Here is a 15921-nt window from a genome sequence, read left to right on the forward strand (position 1 = left end):
GGGAAACCTGGGTGGTATGGCTGAGTACAGAGTTATCGACCCCAAAGGCAATGTTGTCGCCACAAAGGAGATCGAAAGCGCCGACGATGCCCATGCGTGGTTTGTCGACTCGGCCGCCGACAACGCCGAGTTGGGTTGGCGAATGGAGGTCAAGCACGACGGCGAGTGGTCGTTCTTCGACGACACCGAGGGCACGTCGAGCTAGCGGCCGCCGTTCACGCGGCCGCCGTTCACGCGCCGGCCGTTCCTATGGCTGACCCGGCCGACGCGGCTGTGCGCGGTCAACAGCACCTGGTCGAATGCGGACTGCGCGGTGATCGCGCCACGCACCCCGCGGAAGTCTTCGACTATTTGCTCAGCCAGTGGACGCAACTTGACGTTGGCTTCCTGTGACAGCCATTTCAGCACGTTGAACGCGGCATCGGCGTCGATCCCGTAGACCAGCATCAGCATGCCCTTGGCCCGTTCGATGCCCGCTCGATTCGCCGCGATTTCGGCCAGCTTCTCGGTGACCTGTTCCTGGTGCACCGCTTCGGAAATCGGTGACACGTCGACGTAAAAGCCCTGCGTTCCGATCACGGCACCGCGATCGTCGCAGAGTCGGTCACCCACGACCACGACGTGATGCACCTTGCCTTTAGTGTCGATGATTCGATGACGGGTGCTGAAGGCCCGGTGAGTGTGCAGGATCTCGTCGATGGTGGCTGCAACCTGGCCCCGGTCATCGGGGTGCTTGTGGGCAAGCACCAATTCGGTTGTGGGGGTGACGCTTCCGGGCTTGTACCCGTGCATGCGCTGCACCTGCTCAGACCATTCCCACCGCTGGTCGGCGAAATGGAATCGGAACCAGCCGACCCCTTGCGGGGCGCCGCCGGCCAAGGCTTGTTCGACGGCGGCGGACTGGCCATCGAGATCCCAGGCCATCGCCTACCTCCTGTTGAGAACCGATGAGAGTGAGAGATCAGCGGCCGCAAGCCGCCGCGGCCGCTGCCTCTCGAAGCGCTGATCAGGCGTTTATCACCTCCCGTCGGGCCTCGTTCTCGTTGATTGCTTTGTGGGTGGACCCGTTGTTGCCGCCGCGCTCGACGGTGATCTTGCGTGGCTTCGCCTTCTCGGCCACCGGAATCTGCAGGCTCAGCACGCCTTCCCGGTAGGTGGCCTCGATTCGTTCGGTGTCGAGGTTCTCCCCGAGGACCAGTTGGCGGCTGAACACCCCGCGTGGGCGCTCGGTGGCGAGCATCTCGCGGTTCGGGTCGACCTTGGGGCGCTCGGCGCGCACGGTCACCACGTTGCGCTCGATGTCGATGTCCAGCGAGTCGGCGTCGATACCGGGGAGATCGAACTCGACCACGAATCGTTCACCTTCGCGCCACGCGTCCATGGGCATGACTGCCGGTCGGGCGGCGGTTCCCAGTACTTGCTCGGTGAAACGATCCAGGTTGCGGAACGGGTCGGAACGCATCAGCATGGCCGTCACCTCTTCCTCCAATGTGCTGTCGTTGGTGATGATTAATCTGCGTCGTACGACATAGATTTCTTATAGCACTATCGACAGGACATCGCAAGCTGTGATAAACAGTTTTTCTGTAAGACAAGAGGGGGTCTGGCATTGACCGATCGTCTTGACAACTCCGGCGCTCCGCCGTCGGATCACGGCGTCTACGGGATCTCGGTCGCGGCCGAGCTGTCCGGCGTCGCCGTGCAGACGCTCCGTCTCTACGAACGGCATGGCTTGCTGTCGCCGGCGCGCAGCGACGGCGGCACCCGGCGTTACAGCGCCGATGACCTGGCCCGGTTACAGCGGATCAGCGCCCTGGTCGAGGAAGGCGTCAACCTGGCCGGCATCGCGCGAATCCTCAGCCTCGAAGACCACAACGCCGAATTGTCCGCTGCCAACAGCAATCTGCGGTCCACCAACCGAAGCTTGCGGGACGCCGCAAAAAGCGGGAGCAAGGGCTGAAGCAGGGTCAGGCCACCACGCGAAACCGATGCGCGGTGGGATCGGCGGGGTCCGGCAGGTTCATGCCCGCGTCCACGCCGGAGCGCAGATAGTCGATCACCGCGTCGTTGAGGCGTTCGCCGGGGACGACGGCCGGGATCCCCGGCGGATACGGGGTGATCTGCTCGGCGGCGATGCGTCCGGCCGCCTTGTCCGCCGGCACCATCTCCGTCGGGCCGAAGAACGCGTCTCGGGGCAGCGCAACGGTTTCCAGCTGCAGCTCCGCCGGTGCCGGCAGGTGTATCTGCGGCGGCCGGTCGAAATCGTCGGCGGCATTGCGCCACATCGTCATTGCGTTCACCAGCCGGTCGGCCGTCTGCTTGTCGTCGGCGAAGGACATGGTGGCCAAAATCCGCCGATGATCGCTCAAGCCGAGGTCGAGTTGGCAGTGCTCCCGCAGCCAGTCCGCCGCCTGATAGCCCGATGTCCCGGTGGCGGAGAGGTCCATCAACACCTGGGTGGTGTCCAGGTCGCAGGACGCTTCCCCGCCGAGCAGTTCGTCTTCGAGCACTTGCAGGTCGGGTATGTCGGCCAGTCGCTTCCGCAGATTCTTCGCGAGATCGAGTTCGGCGGTGAGCAATTCGTGCCCATGCTCGACCATCTGGCGTCGCCAGCCATCGAGTGCGGCGTAGACCATCACGTTCGGACTCGTCGTCATCAGCAGGTCCGCGCATGCCGAAAGCCGTATCGGATCGACCAGATCGCCCTGCAGGTGGAACACCGACCCCTGCTCGAATCCGGCGCCCATCTTGTGCACGCTCACCACGCAAACGTCCGCGCCGGCGTCCATCGCCCAAGTCGGCAGGTCCTCGTGAAAAGGCAGGTGCGCGCCCCATGCCTCGTCGACGATCAGTGGCTTGTGGCGCTTGTGGCAGATGTCGGCGATCGCGCCGATGTCCGCGCAAGTCCCATACGGGCTCGGGCTCACGATGAGCGCACCGGCCGCATCCGGGTGCCGCCGCCATGCGTCCTCGACCTGCTCGGGGGAGGGTGGATGGGAAAAGTGCCGCTCGCTATCCCACTGCGGGGTGATCCACCGGGGCTGCACCCCGGAGAAGATCAGCCCGGCCACGATCGACTTATGGCTGTCGCGCGTGACGAGCAACCCGCCGCGGTCGCCACCCGCCACCGCCAGCATCGCCGCCTTGACCGACAGCGAACTGCCGCAGGTGGAGAAGAATGCGGTGTCGGCACCGACGGCGTCTGCCATCAAATCCTCGGCGCGGGCGAGGAACTTGCCCCGCGATTTCCGGTCGTCCAGGCCATTGCTGGCGAGCACGTCGTTGCGAAACGGTTCTCTGCCCAGCACGGCCAGGACCCGCGGGTCGGCACCGGCGCCCTGGCGGTGACCGGGCGGGGTGAAGCCGTACCGGTCGCTGTCGTGATAGTCCCGCAGTGCGTCCAGCAGCGGTGCTTGCGACTGGTCCATGGCCGGGGGCTACCCCGTTTACGAAGCTATATGCCGGGTATGACCCCGCTATGGTCGATCAGCCCGAGGTTCCGTTGCGCGCAATTGCGCTGGTCTGCAGTCTCAAAGGCAGCCCCGACCAGTCCAGCAGCGCCCTGATGGCCGAACACGTCGCCGCTGAACTGGCCAAACACGGCGTGGAATGCGAGCACGTGCGGTGCGTGGACTACAACATCGCCCCCGGCGTCGAGGACGATATGGGCAACGGCGACCAGTGGCCGACCATTCGGCGCAAGGTGCTCGATGCCGACATCCTGCTGATCAGCACCCCGATCTGGTTGGGGCACCCGTCCAGCGTGACCCAGCGCGTCCTGGAACGTCTGGACGCGGAGCTGTCCAACACCGACGACGACGGCATCCCCGTGATGGTCGGCAAGGTGGGGATCGTCAGCGTGGTGGGCAACGAGGACGGCGCCCACAAGGTGGTCGCTGACGTATTCCAGGGGCTCAACGACATCGGCTTCAGCATTCCGGCGCAGGGCTGCACGTACTGGAACGGGGAAGCCATGCAATCCACCAACTACGACGATCTGGACGAGGTGCCCGAACAGATCGCCGCCACGACGGCGACCGCGGCCCGCAATGCGGCCCACCTGGCCAGGGCACTGAAGACCCTCAACTACCCGCCGTACGAGTCGTGACCATGAGTGAGCTAGCAGAGGTGAGGGACGACGTGGCCGATCGGGCGCGACAGGAAGCCGACGAGTATCGCGGCGAGAATGGCCGGCCGCTGGCCGGATACGTTGTGGTGCTTGGTGTTTACTCGGTGCTGGTGGCGGTGACGACCGTGCTCGCGGCGGTGACCGGTCGCAGATTGCCAGATCGGTGGAATCTGCAGGACCTCGTGATGCTGACCCTGGGCACGCACAAACTCTCCCGCACCCTGAGCAAGGATTCGGTGACCAGCCCGCTGCGCGCACCGTTCACCAGGTACAAGGGGACCGGCGGGCCGGCTGAGGTGAAGGAAGAACCCCGACAGGACAGCGCAATTCGGCACAGCCTGGGCGAGTTGTTGACCTGCCCGTTCTGCCTGGATGTGTGGGTGGCGACCGGGTTCGTGATCGGGCTGGTCTTCGCGCCCCGGTTCACCCGCCTGGTCGCGGGCACCTTCACCGTGCTCACCGGCGCCGACTTTCTCCAGCTCGCCTATGCCATGGCGCAGCAGGCATCCGAACGCTGAGGTGGTGGTGTCATGCCGAAGACGACGAAGAGCGGTGCGGCCAAGAAAGACGAATTGCCCAGCACGTTAAGAAAATCCAGTGCCAAGGCGCAGCGGACGTTCGCCAAGGCGCATGACGCTGCCGCCGAGCAGTACGGCAGCGAGGAGCGCGCGCACCGCGTCGCCTACGCCGCTGTCAAACACAGCTATGAGAAGGTCGGCAACCACTGGGAAGCCAAGGAAGAGAAGGGCCCCTCGGACAAGCGGGCCGAGGGCGGTGGCCTCAACAACCCAGAGCCGTCCGAGGAGGGCGTCAACGCCAACGCCAGCAAGAAGCATCTGCTGGAGGTCGCACGGCGACTCGATGTGCACGACCGCTCCACGATGACGAAGTCCGAACTCGTCGAAGCGATCAAGAAGCAAAACCGCCGTGCCCAAAGGCGTTGATAAGAACGATGTTCCCGGAGCGCAGCGCTACCTGCCGGAGGACCGTGGGCTGAGCTCACTGGAGCATGCGGCCGGCGGATGCCGGGGTTGCACGCTGTATCGGGATGCCACCCAAACCGTGTTCGGGCACGGCAAGGCCGAAGCGCCGGTGATGCTGGTGGGCGAGCAGCCCGGCGACCGGGAAGACCAGGAGGGCCAACCGTTCGTCGGCCCCGCCGGTCGGCTCCTCGTGCGCGCACTGTCGGACGCCGACCTGGACCCGGCGCTGACGTATCAGACCAACGCAGTCAAGCACTTCAAGTTCAAAAGGCAGGGCAAGCGGCGCATTCACCAGAAGCCGGGCCGTATCGAAGTCGTCGCCTGCCAGCCCTGGCTGATTGCCGAAATCCAGGCGCTCCGGCCCCAAGTCATCGTGTGCCTGGGTGCAACGGCCGCACAGTCGCTGTTGGGCAGCACCTTTCGTGTCACCGCGCACCGGGGTGAGCGGCTGCGCCTGCCGGCAGCGCTGGACCTCGAGGTCGAGCCGGAGCCGCTGGTCATGGCGACGGTCCATCCCTCGTCGCTGCTGCGGGATCAAAGTGACCGTCGGCAGGAGAACTACGAAGCGTTCGTCGCTGATCTGCGCGGCGCCGCCGACGCGCTGCCGGCCATGTTTCGGTCCTGACCACATGGGTAGTCAAAACCGATGAGCCTGCACAGCCAAGAAGCTACCCGGGCGGTGCCTGACCAGACCGCTCAACCACCGCACACGCACGATCACAGCCGCGGCCGCCGAGCGGTCGTGAATTGGATTTTGTCCCTGCTGACGATCCCGGCGGCAGTGCTCATCGCGATCTTCGCGGTCGGCGCGGCCATGAGCTTCGCCGCGTGCAGTGGTGCGCAGTGCCCCGAACTGGGTCCGAGCGGCCTGGTGTACGGCGTGCTGCTGTACGGCGCCCCGGTAATCGCGGGGCTGACCATCATCGCAGCATTCTTCACCGCCTTCCGCCGCCGCGGTTACATCGTCCCGCTGGTCGGCCTGGCATTGCTGCTGGCCGACTTCGCCGCCATCGCAATCCTCTTCTGATCCGTTGGCCGGCAACAACATCGATGCCGCGGTGCTTTTTGACATCGACGGCACCCTAGTCGACTCGAACTATCTGCACATCGACGCTTGGCAGCGCGCGTTCGCCGAGGTAGGTATCGGGGTGGAAGCCTGGCGCATCCATCGATCCATCGGGATGGACGGGTCCACCCTGGTGAAAGCGTTGTCCGACGACGCTCCCGAGGACCAGCAGAAGCGCCTCAAAGATCTGCATTCTCAGTACTACAAGGAGACGGCCAACCTGTTGCAGCCGCTTCCGGGTGCGCGCGAACTGCTACAGCGCGTCGCCGAACTCGGGCTCAAAGTCGTCTTCGCCACGTCGGCGCCCGAGGACGAGCTGAAACTGCTACGTGAGACGCTTGACAGCGACGACCTGGTCGCTGCTATCACGTCGGCGGACGACGTGGACACCGCAAAACCGAAGCCGGACATCATCCAGGTCGCCCTGGACCGAGCCGGGGTTCCCGCCGAACGCGCGGTCTTTTTGGGCGACGCCATCTGGGATGCCGAGGCATGCGTCCGAGCCGACCTGCCGTGCATCGGAGTGCTCAGCGGCGGCGTATCCCGCGACGAACTCCGAGATGCCGGCGCGATCGAGGTTTTCGAGAACGCCCGTGACTTGTTGGAGCATCTGGACGAATCGGCGATCGGGCGGCTGGTCCGCGATCCAGCTCGGTAACTCACGACCAAAACGAAAGGGGCCCAGTCCGTTCCGGACTGGGCCCCTTTCGGTTACAAGCTACTGGTTCGCCTTCTGGCGCTCCTCGGCGGCTTCGGCGCCACCGCGAGCCGACTCGGCTTCCGCTTCCTTCTTAGCAGCGTCGCGCTGCGCGTCGGCCTTGTCCTGCTGGGCCTGGCCCTCGCGCTTGACGTCGTCGCGGCCCGTCACGGCGCCGATGACTTCCTTCGCCTTGCCCTTAACGCCCTCGACGACGCCTTCGACGCCTTCCTGGGGTCCACTCTTGTCGGCCATGAATTCCTCCTGCGTGCGTAATCACCTACATGGCGACCGTGCGCTTTCGTCCGCGCTCAGCCAACAGGGTCTGTACGTTGCGTACATTTCCCCCGCGAGAACAGGGTTTCCGATGCGCCTGATACTCAAACCTGTGGGTTGGGTCACTGGCGTCCGCTCCTGCCCCGATGGGGGAGAAACTCCTGGGCCTTGATCTTCACGCCCTCTTTCAGAATGCCGAGCGCATCCTCGTCGCCGCGCACGACGGCGCTGGCGGCGCTCTTCATCTGTTCGAAGGTCGCGTGGGGTGGGACTGGCGGCACATTCGGATCGCAATAGACGTCGAGCACCGTCGGACGATCCGCGTGCAGCGCCCGCTCCCACGCCGGTGCGATCAGGTCGGGATCGCGCAGCGTGGCGTGGCCCAGCCCCAGGCTGGCGGCGAAGGCGGCGTAGTCGACTTCCGGAAGAGTTTGGGACGCAGCGAATTTCGGCGCGCCACCCATGGCCCGCATCTCCCAGGTCACTTGGTTCAGATCGTTGTTGTGCAGGACGGCGACAATGAGCCGCGGGTCCGTCCACTGCTTCCAGTAGTGCGCGATGGTGATCAGTTCGGCCAGCCCGTTCATCTGCATCGCCCCGTCACCGGCGAAAGCGATCGCCGGTCGGTCCGGGTGGGCGAACTTGGCGCCGATCGCGTACGGAACCGCGGGACCCATCGTGGCGAGCGTCCCGGACAGCGACCCGCGCATGTTGCCGCGGAATTTGAGTTGTCGCGCATACCAATTCGCGGCCGATCCCGAATCCGCCGTGACGATCGCGTCGTCTGGCAGCTGCGGCGACAGGTCGGCGAACAACCGCATCGGGTTGATCGGGTCGGCGGCGACGCCGGCTTCCATCGCCATGGTTTCCCACCAGCGGACGACGTTGCGCTCGATGGTCTCTCGCCACTTCCGGTCGGATTTGCGTTGCAGCAGAGGCAGAAGCGCGCGGGCGGTCGCGGCGGCGTCGCCGACCAGGTTCACCTCGTTCGGGTAGCGCATCCCGATCAGCGTGGGGTCGATGTCGATCTGTACGCCGCGCGCACCGCCGTACGGCGGCAGGAACTGCGAGTAGGGAAAACTCGATCCGATCGTCAGCAGCGTGTCGCAGTCGCGCATCATCTCGTAACTGGGACGCGTCCCGAGCAGCCCGATCGAGCCTGTCACCCAGGGCAATTCGTCGGAGAGCACGTCCTTGCCGAGCAGCGCTTTGGCGACGCCGGCGCCCAGCACGTCCGCGAGCTCGCTGACCTCGGCGACCGCGCCACGGGCCCCGCATCCGATCAGCACCGCGACGCGCTCGCCGGCGTTGAGCACCTCGGCGGCCTGTTGCAGTCCCGCGCGAGAGGGTTCGACGACGGGCTGCTGGAAGCCCAGGCTGGACGGCACCATCTTGAATTTGTGCGCCGGCGGCTGGTATTCGAGCTCCTGCACGTCTGCGGGGATGATCACGGCCGTCGGGGCTCGCCTGGTCAACGCGGTGCGGATGGCGCGATCGAGCACGTTGGGCAGTTGCTCGGGCACGGTGACCATCTGGACGTAGTCGCTGGCCACGTCCTTGTACAGGCTCATCAGGTCGACTTCCTGCTGATATGAGCCGCCGATCGCGGTGCGTTCGGTCTGGCCGACAATCGCCACCACCGGCACCCGGTCCAGCTTGGCGTCGTAGAGCCCGTTGAGCAGGTGGATGGCGCCGGGGCCGGAGGTGGCCGCACAGACGCCCAGCTCGCCGCTGAACTTGGCGTAACCGACCGCTTCGAAGGCGGCCATCTCCTCGTGCCGCGCCTGGATGAACGTGGGCTCATTGTCGGCCCGTCCCCACGCCGCGAGCAGGCCGTTTATCCCGTCCCCGGGGTACGCGAAGACGCGCGCGACCCCCCAATCGCGCAGGCGTTGCAGCAGAAAATCACCGACAGTCGTCGTCATGGCCACCCTCCGGGTTCCGGTTATCGGTCGCGGTTACCCCCGTTGGCGGGGTTTGATCAGTCGAATAGCGGGAATTCGGTCTGTCGCGATGTGATCGGGAACTCATTGCGCAAGGAGTGGAGATGTTGGTTGGTGACGCCGTTGCGAAGGTTCTGAGCTTTCTGCGCGCGGGGTACCCCAAGGGTGTACCGACTACCGACACTTTCCCAATGCTGGCAGTGCTGCCCCGGCACCTTGCCGCGCCCCTTGCCCCGGCCGAAACCGGTGCGAATACCAGCGGCACAGCTCACTGACGTCCCGGGCGGCGCGCAGCACCGTCCGGTCTGGACGCACCAGCGCAGCCTGAGCCCGTCCACGACGTAGCCATTCATCCAGCTCGTCGTGCGGCCGCGTCCAGACGATCGTCACATCGTGAGAGCGCAGTAGCTCTTCCTGGTCCGCGGCCAACGCGGCCCGGGTGATCACCGCGAAACCGCCGCCGGCGACGTCGTCGAAGCGTCGGTCGGCGGCCACCACCGCGTTCGGGCACAACGCCCCGCACAGTGGCCCGCCGCGCAGCGACTTGTGCACCAGCGCCGAGCGGCGCAGGGCCGGTGTCGTCGAGTCGACGACCTTCTCGCGCAGCCCGGGAATGAACCGCAGCCGCGGCAGTATGTACCGGCGGGCCCGGTCGCCGACCCTGCCGCCCCCGGTCATCGACCACCCGATCGCCAGGGCCAGCCTGATCAGCGCACGGGCGTGGCACTTGCGTTCCTGCTCGTAGCTGTCCAGGGCGTCGGCGTTAAGCGTCCCGCGCCGCACGGCGGCGATCTTCCAGGCCAGGTTCATCGCGTCTCGAACCCCGGCGCCCATGCCTTGCCCGATGAACGGGGGAGTCAGGTGCGCCGCATCGCCGAGCAGGAAGATGTTGCCGCGACGCCAGCGGTCGGCGATCTGCGCGCGGAAGGTGTACTCGGCGACCCGCAGCAGCGTCAACTCGCTTTCCGGCACGTCGGCGGTCCAGGGTGCGATGAGCGGCCGCAGCGTGGTGAGCGTGCCGAAGTCGCGGGCGCTTTCGTCGTCGACCAACCGGAACTCCCAGCGGTAGCGGTTCGCGCCGATGCGCATGTAGGTGCCGGCGCGGACGCGGTCGCAGACCTGGTAGACCCCGTCCCACTGGCCCAGGTCGGCCTCGGTCGCGACGTCCACCACCAGCCAGCGCTGTTCGAACCTCAAATCCTGCATGCGGGAACCCATTTCGGCACGCACCACGCTGTTGGCGCCGTCGCAGCCCAGCACGTACTCCGCATCGACGCGGTGAACGCTGTCGTCGGTTCGGTCGGTGAACGTGACCCGCGTCCGGTCGCCTTCGGCGCGAACCGCGGTGACGTCGCAGTTGCCGCGTAATTCCACGCCGGGATAACGCTCAAGGTTTCGCCGCAACAGACATTCCAGCTCCGGCTGGTCGAACATGTTGGCCTGGGGGTAGCCGTGGTCGCTGCGCGCGGTGTCGCGGTGAAACTCGGCCAGCACGTTGAATTGCCAGTCCAGCAGCCGCAGGCCCAGGGTGGGCCGCGATATCGCCGCAAACTCCTCGGCGATGCCGAGGTGGGCGAGGATGCGGTAGATCTCGTCGTCCAGATGGACCGCCCGCGGCTGCGGGTACACGCCGGGCCAGCGTTCGAGGACGAGGGACTCAACGCCATACTGCGCCAACAACGTTGCCGCCACGATGCCGGTAGGCCCGGCACCGACGATGACGACGGGAACCTGCTGCGTCACGGGTATCGCACTGTGGTGCGCTGGGTTCCGAGGTCGATCGCGCCGTCGTCGGTGGCCACCGAGGCCTCGACGACGTCGCCGTCCTGCAGGTATTTCCGATTGCCGGCCTGCCGCTTGAAGAACGCCTTCCATTTGACGGCCGGCGGCAGCAGATTGGCGATCATTTCCACCGGCTTGGGCGGTGCGCTCAGCGCGGTGCCCACCGGTGTGCCGGTCAGGATGAGATCGCCGGGGGCAAGCTCCTGGAACTGGGTGAGCGATTGCAGCGCCTGCAGCGGGCGGTACAGCATGTCGCCCTCGACGAGGGCGTTCTGCCGTTCGGATCCGTTGACGCTGAGCCGCAGCCGCAGATCACCGAAGCGGCTGAGCTCCGCGGCATCCAGCAGTACCAGCTTCGGCCCGACCGGGGTGAACGTGGGGTAGGACTTGGCTTCGTAGAACTGGGTCTGCGGCAACTGGATGTCGCGTGCCGACACGTCGTTGGTGACGACCAGCCCGGCGACGAGTTCGCCGAGGTTCGCGTCGGTGATGCTGGCGCCCACCGGGATTGGACGCCCGATCACCAGTCCGATCTCCACCTCGTAGTCGAGCAACTGGACGTGCGCCGGTTTGACGATGTCGGCGAACGGGCCGCTGATCGATGCCGACGCCTTCCGGAAGAAGGTCAACGGAATCGAGGCGGGGTCCATCCCGGCATCCCTGACGTGCGACTCGAAGTTCGTCATCTGGGCGACCACCCGGCAGGGGCGGGTTACCGGAGAGACGAGGTCCAGGGTCTCGACGGCGACCGTGTCGGTGCCGGCGAGCGCGGCTTCGATCGCGGCGCGATCGGCCAGCAGTTGCGCGGTGGTGGTCGCGTCGGTGGCGATCCTGGTTGCGCCGGCTGGTGTTTCGACCCACCAGGCATCGGCGGTGTGCAGGACGGAGATGCTCATGCGGTGGTCACCTTCAGTAGACCGACAAGCCGGTTGAAATCGAATTCGTTGCCACGGCGCAGCGCGCCGATCATCGTAAGCGCTTCGCGGCGCGCCGATTTCGCGTCGGTGCCGAGGAAGTCCCTGGTCACCGGCGGCCCCCACTGCGCCAGACCCGATGCGGTCAACGGCGCCCAGCCCGGCTCCAGCGTGTTGTCGAACATGTCGCCGTCGGTGAAATGCTCCACCAGGAAGCCATCCGGATCGCGCCAGTAGTCGAAGATCTGGCTGCCCTGGATGTGCCGGCCGATGCCCCAGGACCTGAGATAGCCGCGCTCCTTGAGGTATTCGCCGCCCGCGGCCAGCGCATCGAGGTCGCTGACCTGGTAGGCCGAGTGCAGGTAGCGGTTGGCCGGGCCCAAGGCCAGCGCCAGGGTGTGGTGATCGGCGGGTGTCGAGCCGCGGTCGCAACGGATGAAACTCATGGTCGGGCCGCGTTCGCGCTGGCCCGGGAAGAACTGGAAGTCGCTGACGATCATGCCCAGGTTGTCCAGGTACCAGTTTAGGGTCTGCAGATACCTGGTCGACTGCATTACCAGGTGGCCGAGTCTCTGCACCCGGGCGGGCACCCGCGCTGGCCGCTGGGTTGCGTTGGCGCGCAACAGCTCTGAGCCAAAGTTGAAGGTGTGCGGCTGCTGGGCCGGCACCGCAGGCAGTTCGTGCAATCCGGCCACCACCCGGACCGGAGTTCCGCTGGGGTCGGTCAGGTCGACCGCTATTCCGCCGATCGCTTCGGGCAGCGGACGGGCGGTGATGCCCGACTTTTCGGCCAGTCGCAGCACGTCGACCTCGTCGCCCGCGCGAAACGCCACGCCGGCGAAGCGCGAGCGCGGTCCGCGCCGCACCATGACGCACGGGGCTCCGGCGTCAGTGCCGCGCAATGCGAGTCGGTCGGGACCGCGATGCGCCGTCTGGAAGCCGAAGGCCCGCGCGAACGCCTCGCATCGCCGCACATCCGGCTTCTCGAACTCCAGCCAGGCGATGTCGGCGACTTTGATCACCGGGTTCCGGGACCGACCGGTGTGTTCACCGGGGCGGGCGCCCTGCTCACTATGCAAGTCGCGGTGCGCGTCCGCCTGGGTGCCGATCACGTGTATCACTTCTCTCGATAGGAACTGACGAAATCGTCACATATGCCGGTGGTCCGCGTCAACAGTGTCTGACGATTTCCTCAAAAGTGAGGCATACTGCTCTGGTGACGATGCCGAGTGACAACACCAGTCGTTTGGAACGGCGCAAACAGCGCACCCGGTCGGCATTGGTGAAAGCCGCCCAACACCTGATCGCCGAGGGCAAGGTCAACGTGCCCGTACTGGAGATCACCCAGGCGGCCGATGTCGGCATGGGGTCCTTCTACAACCACTTCGACAGCAAAGAGCAGTTGTTCGAGGCAGCGGTCGCCGACGTGCTCGATGCGCACGGGGCGCTGCTGGACCGGCTGACCTCAGCCATCGAGGATCCCGCCGAAACGTTCGCGACCAGTTTCCGGCTCACCGGCCGGATGTTCCGTCAGCGACCGCAGGAGAGCGAGATCCTGCTGGCCAGCGGGCTGAGGCTGTTGTCCTCTGACCGTGGCCTGGCGCCTCGCGCGCTGCGAGACATCAAGGCGGGCATGGCATCCGGCCGATTCACCATCGACGACGCGGAGCTCGCCCTGGCCATCGCCGGCGGGGCGCTGTTGGGTCTCGGAGCCCTGTTGCGCAACGATCCGCAGCGCGACGGCGCAAAGGCCGCGGACACCGCCACCGAGAGTGTGCTGCGGCTGTTCGGGCTGACCGCCGAGGAGGCGCACGCCGTTTGCCGGCGGCCGCTGCCGGACTTCGCGGCGGGCTGACGCACAGACGCCGAGACGATCAACGCGGACGTGCTCGAGTTCGTGTGCACCTCGCCACCATCACCGGTACGTGGGCCAGCAGCACTACGCCGGCACTGACCGAGCCAAACAGCATCCCCGCGAGTCCGCCACTGCCGCAACCGCCGACGACCACCAATTGGGCCGACAACGAGGCGTTGACGAGTTGCGGGACTGGATCGTCGCGGGCGACGATCCGGTCGACATCGACGTCGGGGTACCGCTCCGACCAACCGGCCAGCCGTTCGGACAAGATCTCGTCTTCTTTGGCCCGCAACGCCGGCCAGCCCGGGCCAGGGAAGCTGACAATGTCGTCGAACACGCTCACGGGCTTCCAGGTGTGGATTGCCGTCAGCCCCACTCGCCGTCGTGATGCCTCGTCGAAGGCGATCCCGATCGCTGCTTCCGATTCGGGTGACCCGTCGATTCCGACCACCACCCGCTTCTGCGCCGCCTGGGCATCCAGTTGCACGTCGTCGTGCAGGACCACCACCGGACAATGCGCGTCGTGGATTAGACCGGCGCTCACCGAACCCAGGTGCCGACCGCGCAACGTACCTGTGCCCAGGCATCCGACTACCACCAGCTCTGCGCTCTTCGACATCCTGGCCATGGTGGAAACCACTCTTCCCCGGGGCATTTCGCAGTCGATCCGGACCGGGCCGTAGCGGCAACTCTTTCTCGCTATCCGCGCCGCGTCGTCGAGCAGGCGCCGCACGAATTCGGGCTGCTCACCGTCCACCGGAGGCAGAACGTGAACCAATGTCATCGGCACATTGCGCAATTCGGCGTCGCGTGCGGCCCACTGCACCGCGACCTTCGAACCGCGTGAGCCGTCAACGCCGACGATGATCCCTGAATCCCCGTGGACCTCTGTCATACGTGGCTCCCTTCCTGCCGCTTCGCACACTATGGTGTGCGGTGCGCCGTTCCCACGAGGACTTAGTCACTCATATGGTGGTCTTTCGGCCCTTGCCGCAACCAAAACCGTGCCCAGACCGAACGCCAGTGCACTGAGCCAGGGGAACCGGCCGTCGGGCGCGAAGCCCCGGGCCGCGAACAACGCCAGCCCGAAGACCGCCAGTGCCGCGCCCGCCGGCAACGCCGCGGCGGTCCATCCCGCGCGGACCGGTGTGTTCAGGAACGGCAGGGGCGCCGCGAAAACGGCACGGCCCCACCACAACAGCGTCAACTCGACCGCGGTGACCGCAACGAGAATGGCGATCCACACCAGCCGGAACTGCCACCACGCCAGGGTCCCCTGGTCGGGCTGCGGAAACAGTCCGGTGGGGTAACCGACGATGCCGACGATCACCACTGGCACCATGTGCCATAGGTACAGCGCCATCACATTGTCGTTGACCAGGGACACCGCGCGCCGCACGGCCGGCCGGCGCAGCACCCGGTTGAGCCACGGCGCGAGCGCGGTGGCGATACCGATCTGTGTGCAACCGAACGCCAGCAGCGCAACCGTCGGCGGCGTCGTATTCTGCACCTGCTGGCCGGGCACGCCGATCATGCTGACCGGGTAATGGCCCACCCCTACCAGCAGAGCAAGTGCCATACCCGCCCCAGCGGCCAGCAGCACCGGTCTCTTACCGCCCAAATCCCCAGCCCGCCAAGATATCCCGAGCTGGTAAAAGGCGCCCCAGCACAACACGTAATTCAGCAGGCCGACATACCCAACCCCGAAACCGATCGCGGCCACGTCGACCACAACAGCGCCCACCACCAAAGCGACCGATGGCCACAGCCCCCAACGGCGTTGGGCGGCAACCGCAACCGGCGTCAGCATGACCACCACGAAATAGACCGCCAGAAACCACAACTGCAACGCGACCGCCCATCCCGCATACTGCAGTGCCGACCGCGCCACCCCAGTGGCCTGCAGCACCGCGACGACGATCAGGACGGCGGCGACGTACACGGCGGTGGGACCCAGTACCCGGGCCAGCCGATGCCGCAGCCAGGTCTGACTCGAGAAGCCAGCGTCGCCGCTACGGTGCGCCCACGACACCGCGGTGGCGTAACCGGCGACCAGAAAGAACGTGGGCACCGCCTGGAACGCCCACGTCAACCACTGTGTCCAGGGCTGGTCGACCAGCGGGTTCTGGCGGCCGAAGCTGCCGTTCCGGTAGGTCAGCGAGGACGCCATCCAGTGCCCCAGCACGATCAGGACCACACCCGATGAGCGCAGGAAATCGACCGCGACGTCGCGGGCCGGTCGCGTCGTATCGGTATCGGTCACCAGCGCGACG

The 15921-nt window shown here is 66.2% G+C and carries 19 protein-coding genes and 1 pseudogene; 10 read left to right on the forward strand and 10 right to left on the reverse strand.

Annotated elements, in window-relative coordinates:
- Positions 1-16 precede the first annotated feature (16 nt).
- The gene (locus tag A5645_RS11905) at positions 17-205 is read left to right on the forward strand and encodes a hypothetical protein (RefSeq protein WP_065033840.1); all 189 of its coding nucleotides are present in this window, start codon (positions 17-19) and stop codon (positions 203-205) included.
- On the opposite strand, the gene A5645_RS11910 is transcribed toward A5645_RS11905, so the two are convergent.
- Complete coding sequence (locus tag A5645_RS11910; protein ID WP_065129628.1) at positions 202-924, reverse strand: PAS and ANTAR domain-containing protein; 723 nt, start codon at positions 922-924, stop codon at positions 202-204. The two genes, A5645_RS11905 and A5645_RS11910, sit on opposite strands and share 4 nt — an antisense overlap.
- A gap of 82 nt (positions 925-1006) precedes the next feature.
- Entirely contained in the window at positions 1007-1468 is a 462-nt protein-coding gene (locus A5645_RS11915) for an Hsp20/alpha crystallin family protein (RefSeq protein WP_065033853.1), read from the reverse strand.
- Between the two features lie 141 nt (positions 1469-1609).
- Here A5645_RS11915 and A5645_RS11920 point away from each other — a divergent pair, with 141 nt between their 5' ends.
- Entirely contained in the window at positions 1610-1960 is a 351-nt protein-coding gene (locus A5645_RS11920) for a MerR family transcriptional regulator (RefSeq protein WP_065033842.1), read from the forward strand.
- 7 nt (positions 1961-1967) lie between these two features.
- Here A5645_RS11920 and A5645_RS11925 read toward each other — a convergent pair whose 3' ends face one another.
- Positions 1968-3428, reverse strand: a complete 1461-nt coding sequence (locus tag A5645_RS11925) for an aminotransferase class I/II-fold pyridoxal phosphate-dependent enzyme (protein ID WP_065129629.1) — start codon at positions 3426-3428, stop codon at positions 1968-1970.
- A gap of 50 nt (positions 3429-3478) precedes the next feature.
- On the opposite strand from A5645_RS11925, the gene A5645_RS11930 reads away from it, so the two are divergent.
- From A5645_RS11930 to A5645_RS11955, 6 genes are read left to right on the forward strand one after another with little or no spacing between them, the layout of a single operon-like run.
- Positions 3479-4108 carry a flavodoxin family protein gene (locus tag A5645_RS11930; RefSeq protein ID WP_065033844.1) on the forward strand — a complete coding sequence of 210 codons (630 nt, stop codon included), beginning with the start codon at positions 3479-3481 and terminating at the stop codon, positions 4106-4108.
- A 2-nt stretch (positions 4109-4110) separates the two neighbouring features.
- Positions 4111-4647 (forward strand): DUF1360 domain-containing protein, encoded by a 537-nt coding sequence (locus tag A5645_RS11935; protein ID WP_065033845.1) that lies wholly within the window; start codon positions 4111-4113, stop codon positions 4645-4647.
- Positions 4648-4659: 12 nt separating this feature from the next.
- Positions 4660-5073, forward strand: a complete 414-nt coding sequence (locus A5645_RS11940; protein ID WP_065129630.1) for a ChaB family protein — start codon at positions 4660-4662, stop codon at positions 5071-5073.
- Positions 5057-5737 carry a UdgX family uracil-DNA binding protein gene (locus A5645_RS11945; RefSeq protein ID WP_065129631.1) on the forward strand — a complete coding sequence of 227 codons (681 nt, stop codon included), beginning with the start codon at positions 5057-5059 and terminating at the stop codon, positions 5735-5737. Before A5645_RS11940 ends, A5645_RS11945 begins: the two co-directional genes overlap by 17 nt.
- Before the next feature lie 21 nt (positions 5738-5758).
- Positions 5759-6139 (forward strand): hypothetical protein, encoded by a 381-nt coding sequence (locus A5645_RS11950; RefSeq protein WP_231122941.1) that lies wholly within the window; start codon positions 5759-5761, stop codon positions 6137-6139.
- A gap of 4 nt (positions 6140-6143) precedes the next feature.
- Complete coding sequence (locus tag A5645_RS11955; protein WP_065129632.1) at positions 6144-6836, forward strand: HAD family hydrolase; 693 nt, start codon at positions 6144-6146, stop codon at positions 6834-6836.
- Between the two features lie 60 nt (positions 6837-6896).
- On the opposite strand, the gene mbp1 is transcribed toward A5645_RS11955, so the two are convergent.
- Together mbp1 and A5645_RS11965 are read right to left on the reverse strand one after the other, a co-directional pair.
- On the reverse strand, positions 6897-7130 hold the full coding sequence (gene mbp1 / locus A5645_RS11960) for a microaggregate-binding protein 1 (protein WP_036359787.1): 234 nt from the start codon (positions 7128-7130) through the stop codon (positions 6897-6899).
- A gap of 143 nt (positions 7131-7273) precedes the next feature.
- On the reverse strand, positions 7274-9076 hold the full coding sequence (locus A5645_RS11965) for a thiamine pyrophosphate-requiring protein (RefSeq protein WP_065129633.1): 1803 nt from the start codon (positions 9074-9076) through the stop codon (positions 7274-7276).
- Positions 9077-9198: 122 nt separating this feature from the next.
- On the opposite strand from A5645_RS11965, the pseudogene A5645_RS28695 reads away from it, so the two are divergent.
- A pseudogene (locus A5645_RS28695) lies at positions 9199-9270 on the forward strand (hypothetical protein); the annotation flags it as partial.
- Here A5645_RS28695 and mhpA read toward each other — a convergent pair.
- Genes mhpA through A5645_RS11980 form a run of 3 tightly spaced genes read right to left on the reverse strand, consistent with a single transcriptional unit; the run spans position 9269 to position 12899 of the window.
- Positions 9269-10837: a bifunctional 3-(3-hydroxy-phenyl)propionate/3-hydroxycinnamic acid hydroxylase MhpA gene (mhpA, locus tag A5645_RS11970; RefSeq protein ID WP_155767974.1), complete on the reverse strand. Its 1569-nt coding sequence runs from the start codon at positions 10835-10837 to the stop codon at positions 9269-9271. The pseudogene A5645_RS28695 and the gene mhpA overlap by 2 nt on opposite strands.
- On the reverse strand, positions 10834-11772 hold the full coding sequence (locus tag A5645_RS11975; protein WP_065033850.1) for a fumarylacetoacetate hydrolase family protein: 939 nt from the start codon (positions 11770-11772) through the stop codon (positions 10834-10836). The genes mhpA and A5645_RS11975 overlap by 4 nt, the downstream gene beginning before the upstream one ends.
- On the reverse strand, positions 11769-12899 hold the full coding sequence (locus tag A5645_RS11980; RefSeq protein ID WP_065129652.1) for a VOC family protein: 1131 nt from the start codon (positions 12897-12899) through the stop codon (positions 11769-11771). Before A5645_RS11980 ends, A5645_RS11975 begins: the two co-directional genes overlap by 4 nt.
- Positions 12900-13012: 113 nt before the next feature.
- On the opposite strand from A5645_RS11980, the gene A5645_RS11985 reads away from it, so the two are divergent.
- Entirely contained in the window at positions 13013-13645 is a 633-nt protein-coding gene (locus tag A5645_RS11985; protein WP_081288306.1) for a TetR/AcrR family transcriptional regulator, read from the forward strand.
- 19 nt (positions 13646-13664) lie between these two features.
- Here A5645_RS11985 and A5645_RS11990 read toward each other — a convergent pair whose 3' ends face one another.
- Together A5645_RS11990 and A5645_RS11995 are read right to left on the reverse strand one after the other, a co-directional pair.
- Positions 13665-14543, reverse strand: coding sequence for a universal stress protein (locus A5645_RS11990; RefSeq protein WP_065129634.1), 879 nt, complete (start codon positions 14541-14543; stop codon positions 13665-13667).
- A 66-nt stretch (positions 14544-14609) separates the two neighbouring features.
- On the reverse strand, positions 14610-15911 hold the full coding sequence (locus tag A5645_RS11995; RefSeq protein ID WP_155767975.1) for an acyltransferase family protein: 1302 nt from the start codon (positions 15909-15911) through the stop codon (positions 14610-14612).
- Between the last annotated feature and the right edge of the window lie 10 nt (positions 15912-15921).

Origin of the sequence: Mycobacterium asiaticum, assembly GCF_001673635.1 — a bacterium.
GTDB classification, from domain to species: Bacteria; Actinomycetota; Actinomycetes; order Mycobacteriales; family Mycobacteriaceae; genus Mycobacterium; species Mycobacterium asiaticum_C.

Excerpts from the sequence above, each read along its gene's own strand:
- A5645_RS11975 (WP_065033850.1), bottom strand. The coding sequence starts at position 11,772 with ATGAGCATCTCCGTCCTGCACACCGCCGATGCCTGGTGGGTCGAAACA.
- A5645_RS11940 (WP_065129630.1), top strand. The coding sequence starts at position 4,660 with ATGCCGAAGACGACGAAGAGCGGTGCGGCCAAGAAAGACGAATTGCCC.
- A5645_RS11965 (WP_065129633.1), bottom strand. The coding sequence starts at position 9,076 with ATGACGACGACTGTCGGTGATTTTCTGCTGCAACGCCTGCGCGATTGG.
- A5645_RS11935 (WP_065033845.1), top strand. The coding sequence starts at position 4,111 with ATGAGTGAGCTAGCAGAGGTGAGGGACGACGTGGCCGATCGGGCGCGA.
- A5645_RS11905 (WP_065033840.1), top strand. The coding sequence starts at position 17 with ATGGCTGAGTACAGAGTTATCGACCCCAAAGGCAATGTTGTCGCCACA.
- A5645_RS11985 (WP_081288306.1), top strand. The coding sequence starts at position 13,013 with ATGCCGAGTGACAACACCAGTCGTTTGGAACGGCGCAAACAGCGCACC.
- A5645_RS11910 (WP_065129628.1), bottom strand. The coding sequence starts at position 924 with ATGGCCTGGGATCTCGATGGCCAGTCCGCCGCCGTCGAACAAGCCTTG.
- A5645_RS11990 (WP_065129634.1), bottom strand. The coding sequence starts at position 14,543 with ATGACAGAGGTCCACGGGGATTCAGGGATCATCGTCGGCGTTGACGGC.
- A5645_RS11915 (WP_065033853.1), bottom strand. The coding sequence starts at position 1,468 with ATGCTGATGCGTTCCGACCCGTTCCGCAACCTGGATCGTTTCACCGAG.
- A5645_RS11925 (WP_065129629.1), bottom strand. The coding sequence starts at position 3,428 with ATGGACCAGTCGCAAGCACCGCTGCTGGACGCACTGCGGGACTATCAC.
- A5645_RS11930 (WP_065033844.1), top strand. The coding sequence starts at position 3,479 with ATGGTCGATCAGCCCGAGGTTCCGTTGCGCGCAATTGCGCTGGTCTGC.
- mbp1 (WP_036359787.1), bottom strand. The coding sequence starts at position 7,130 with ATGGCCGACAAGAGTGGACCCCAGGAAGGCGTCGAAGGCGTCGTCGAG.
- A5645_RS11950 (WP_231122941.1), top strand. The coding sequence starts at position 5,759 with ATGAGCCTGCACAGCCAAGAAGCTACCCGGGCGGTGCCTGACCAGACC.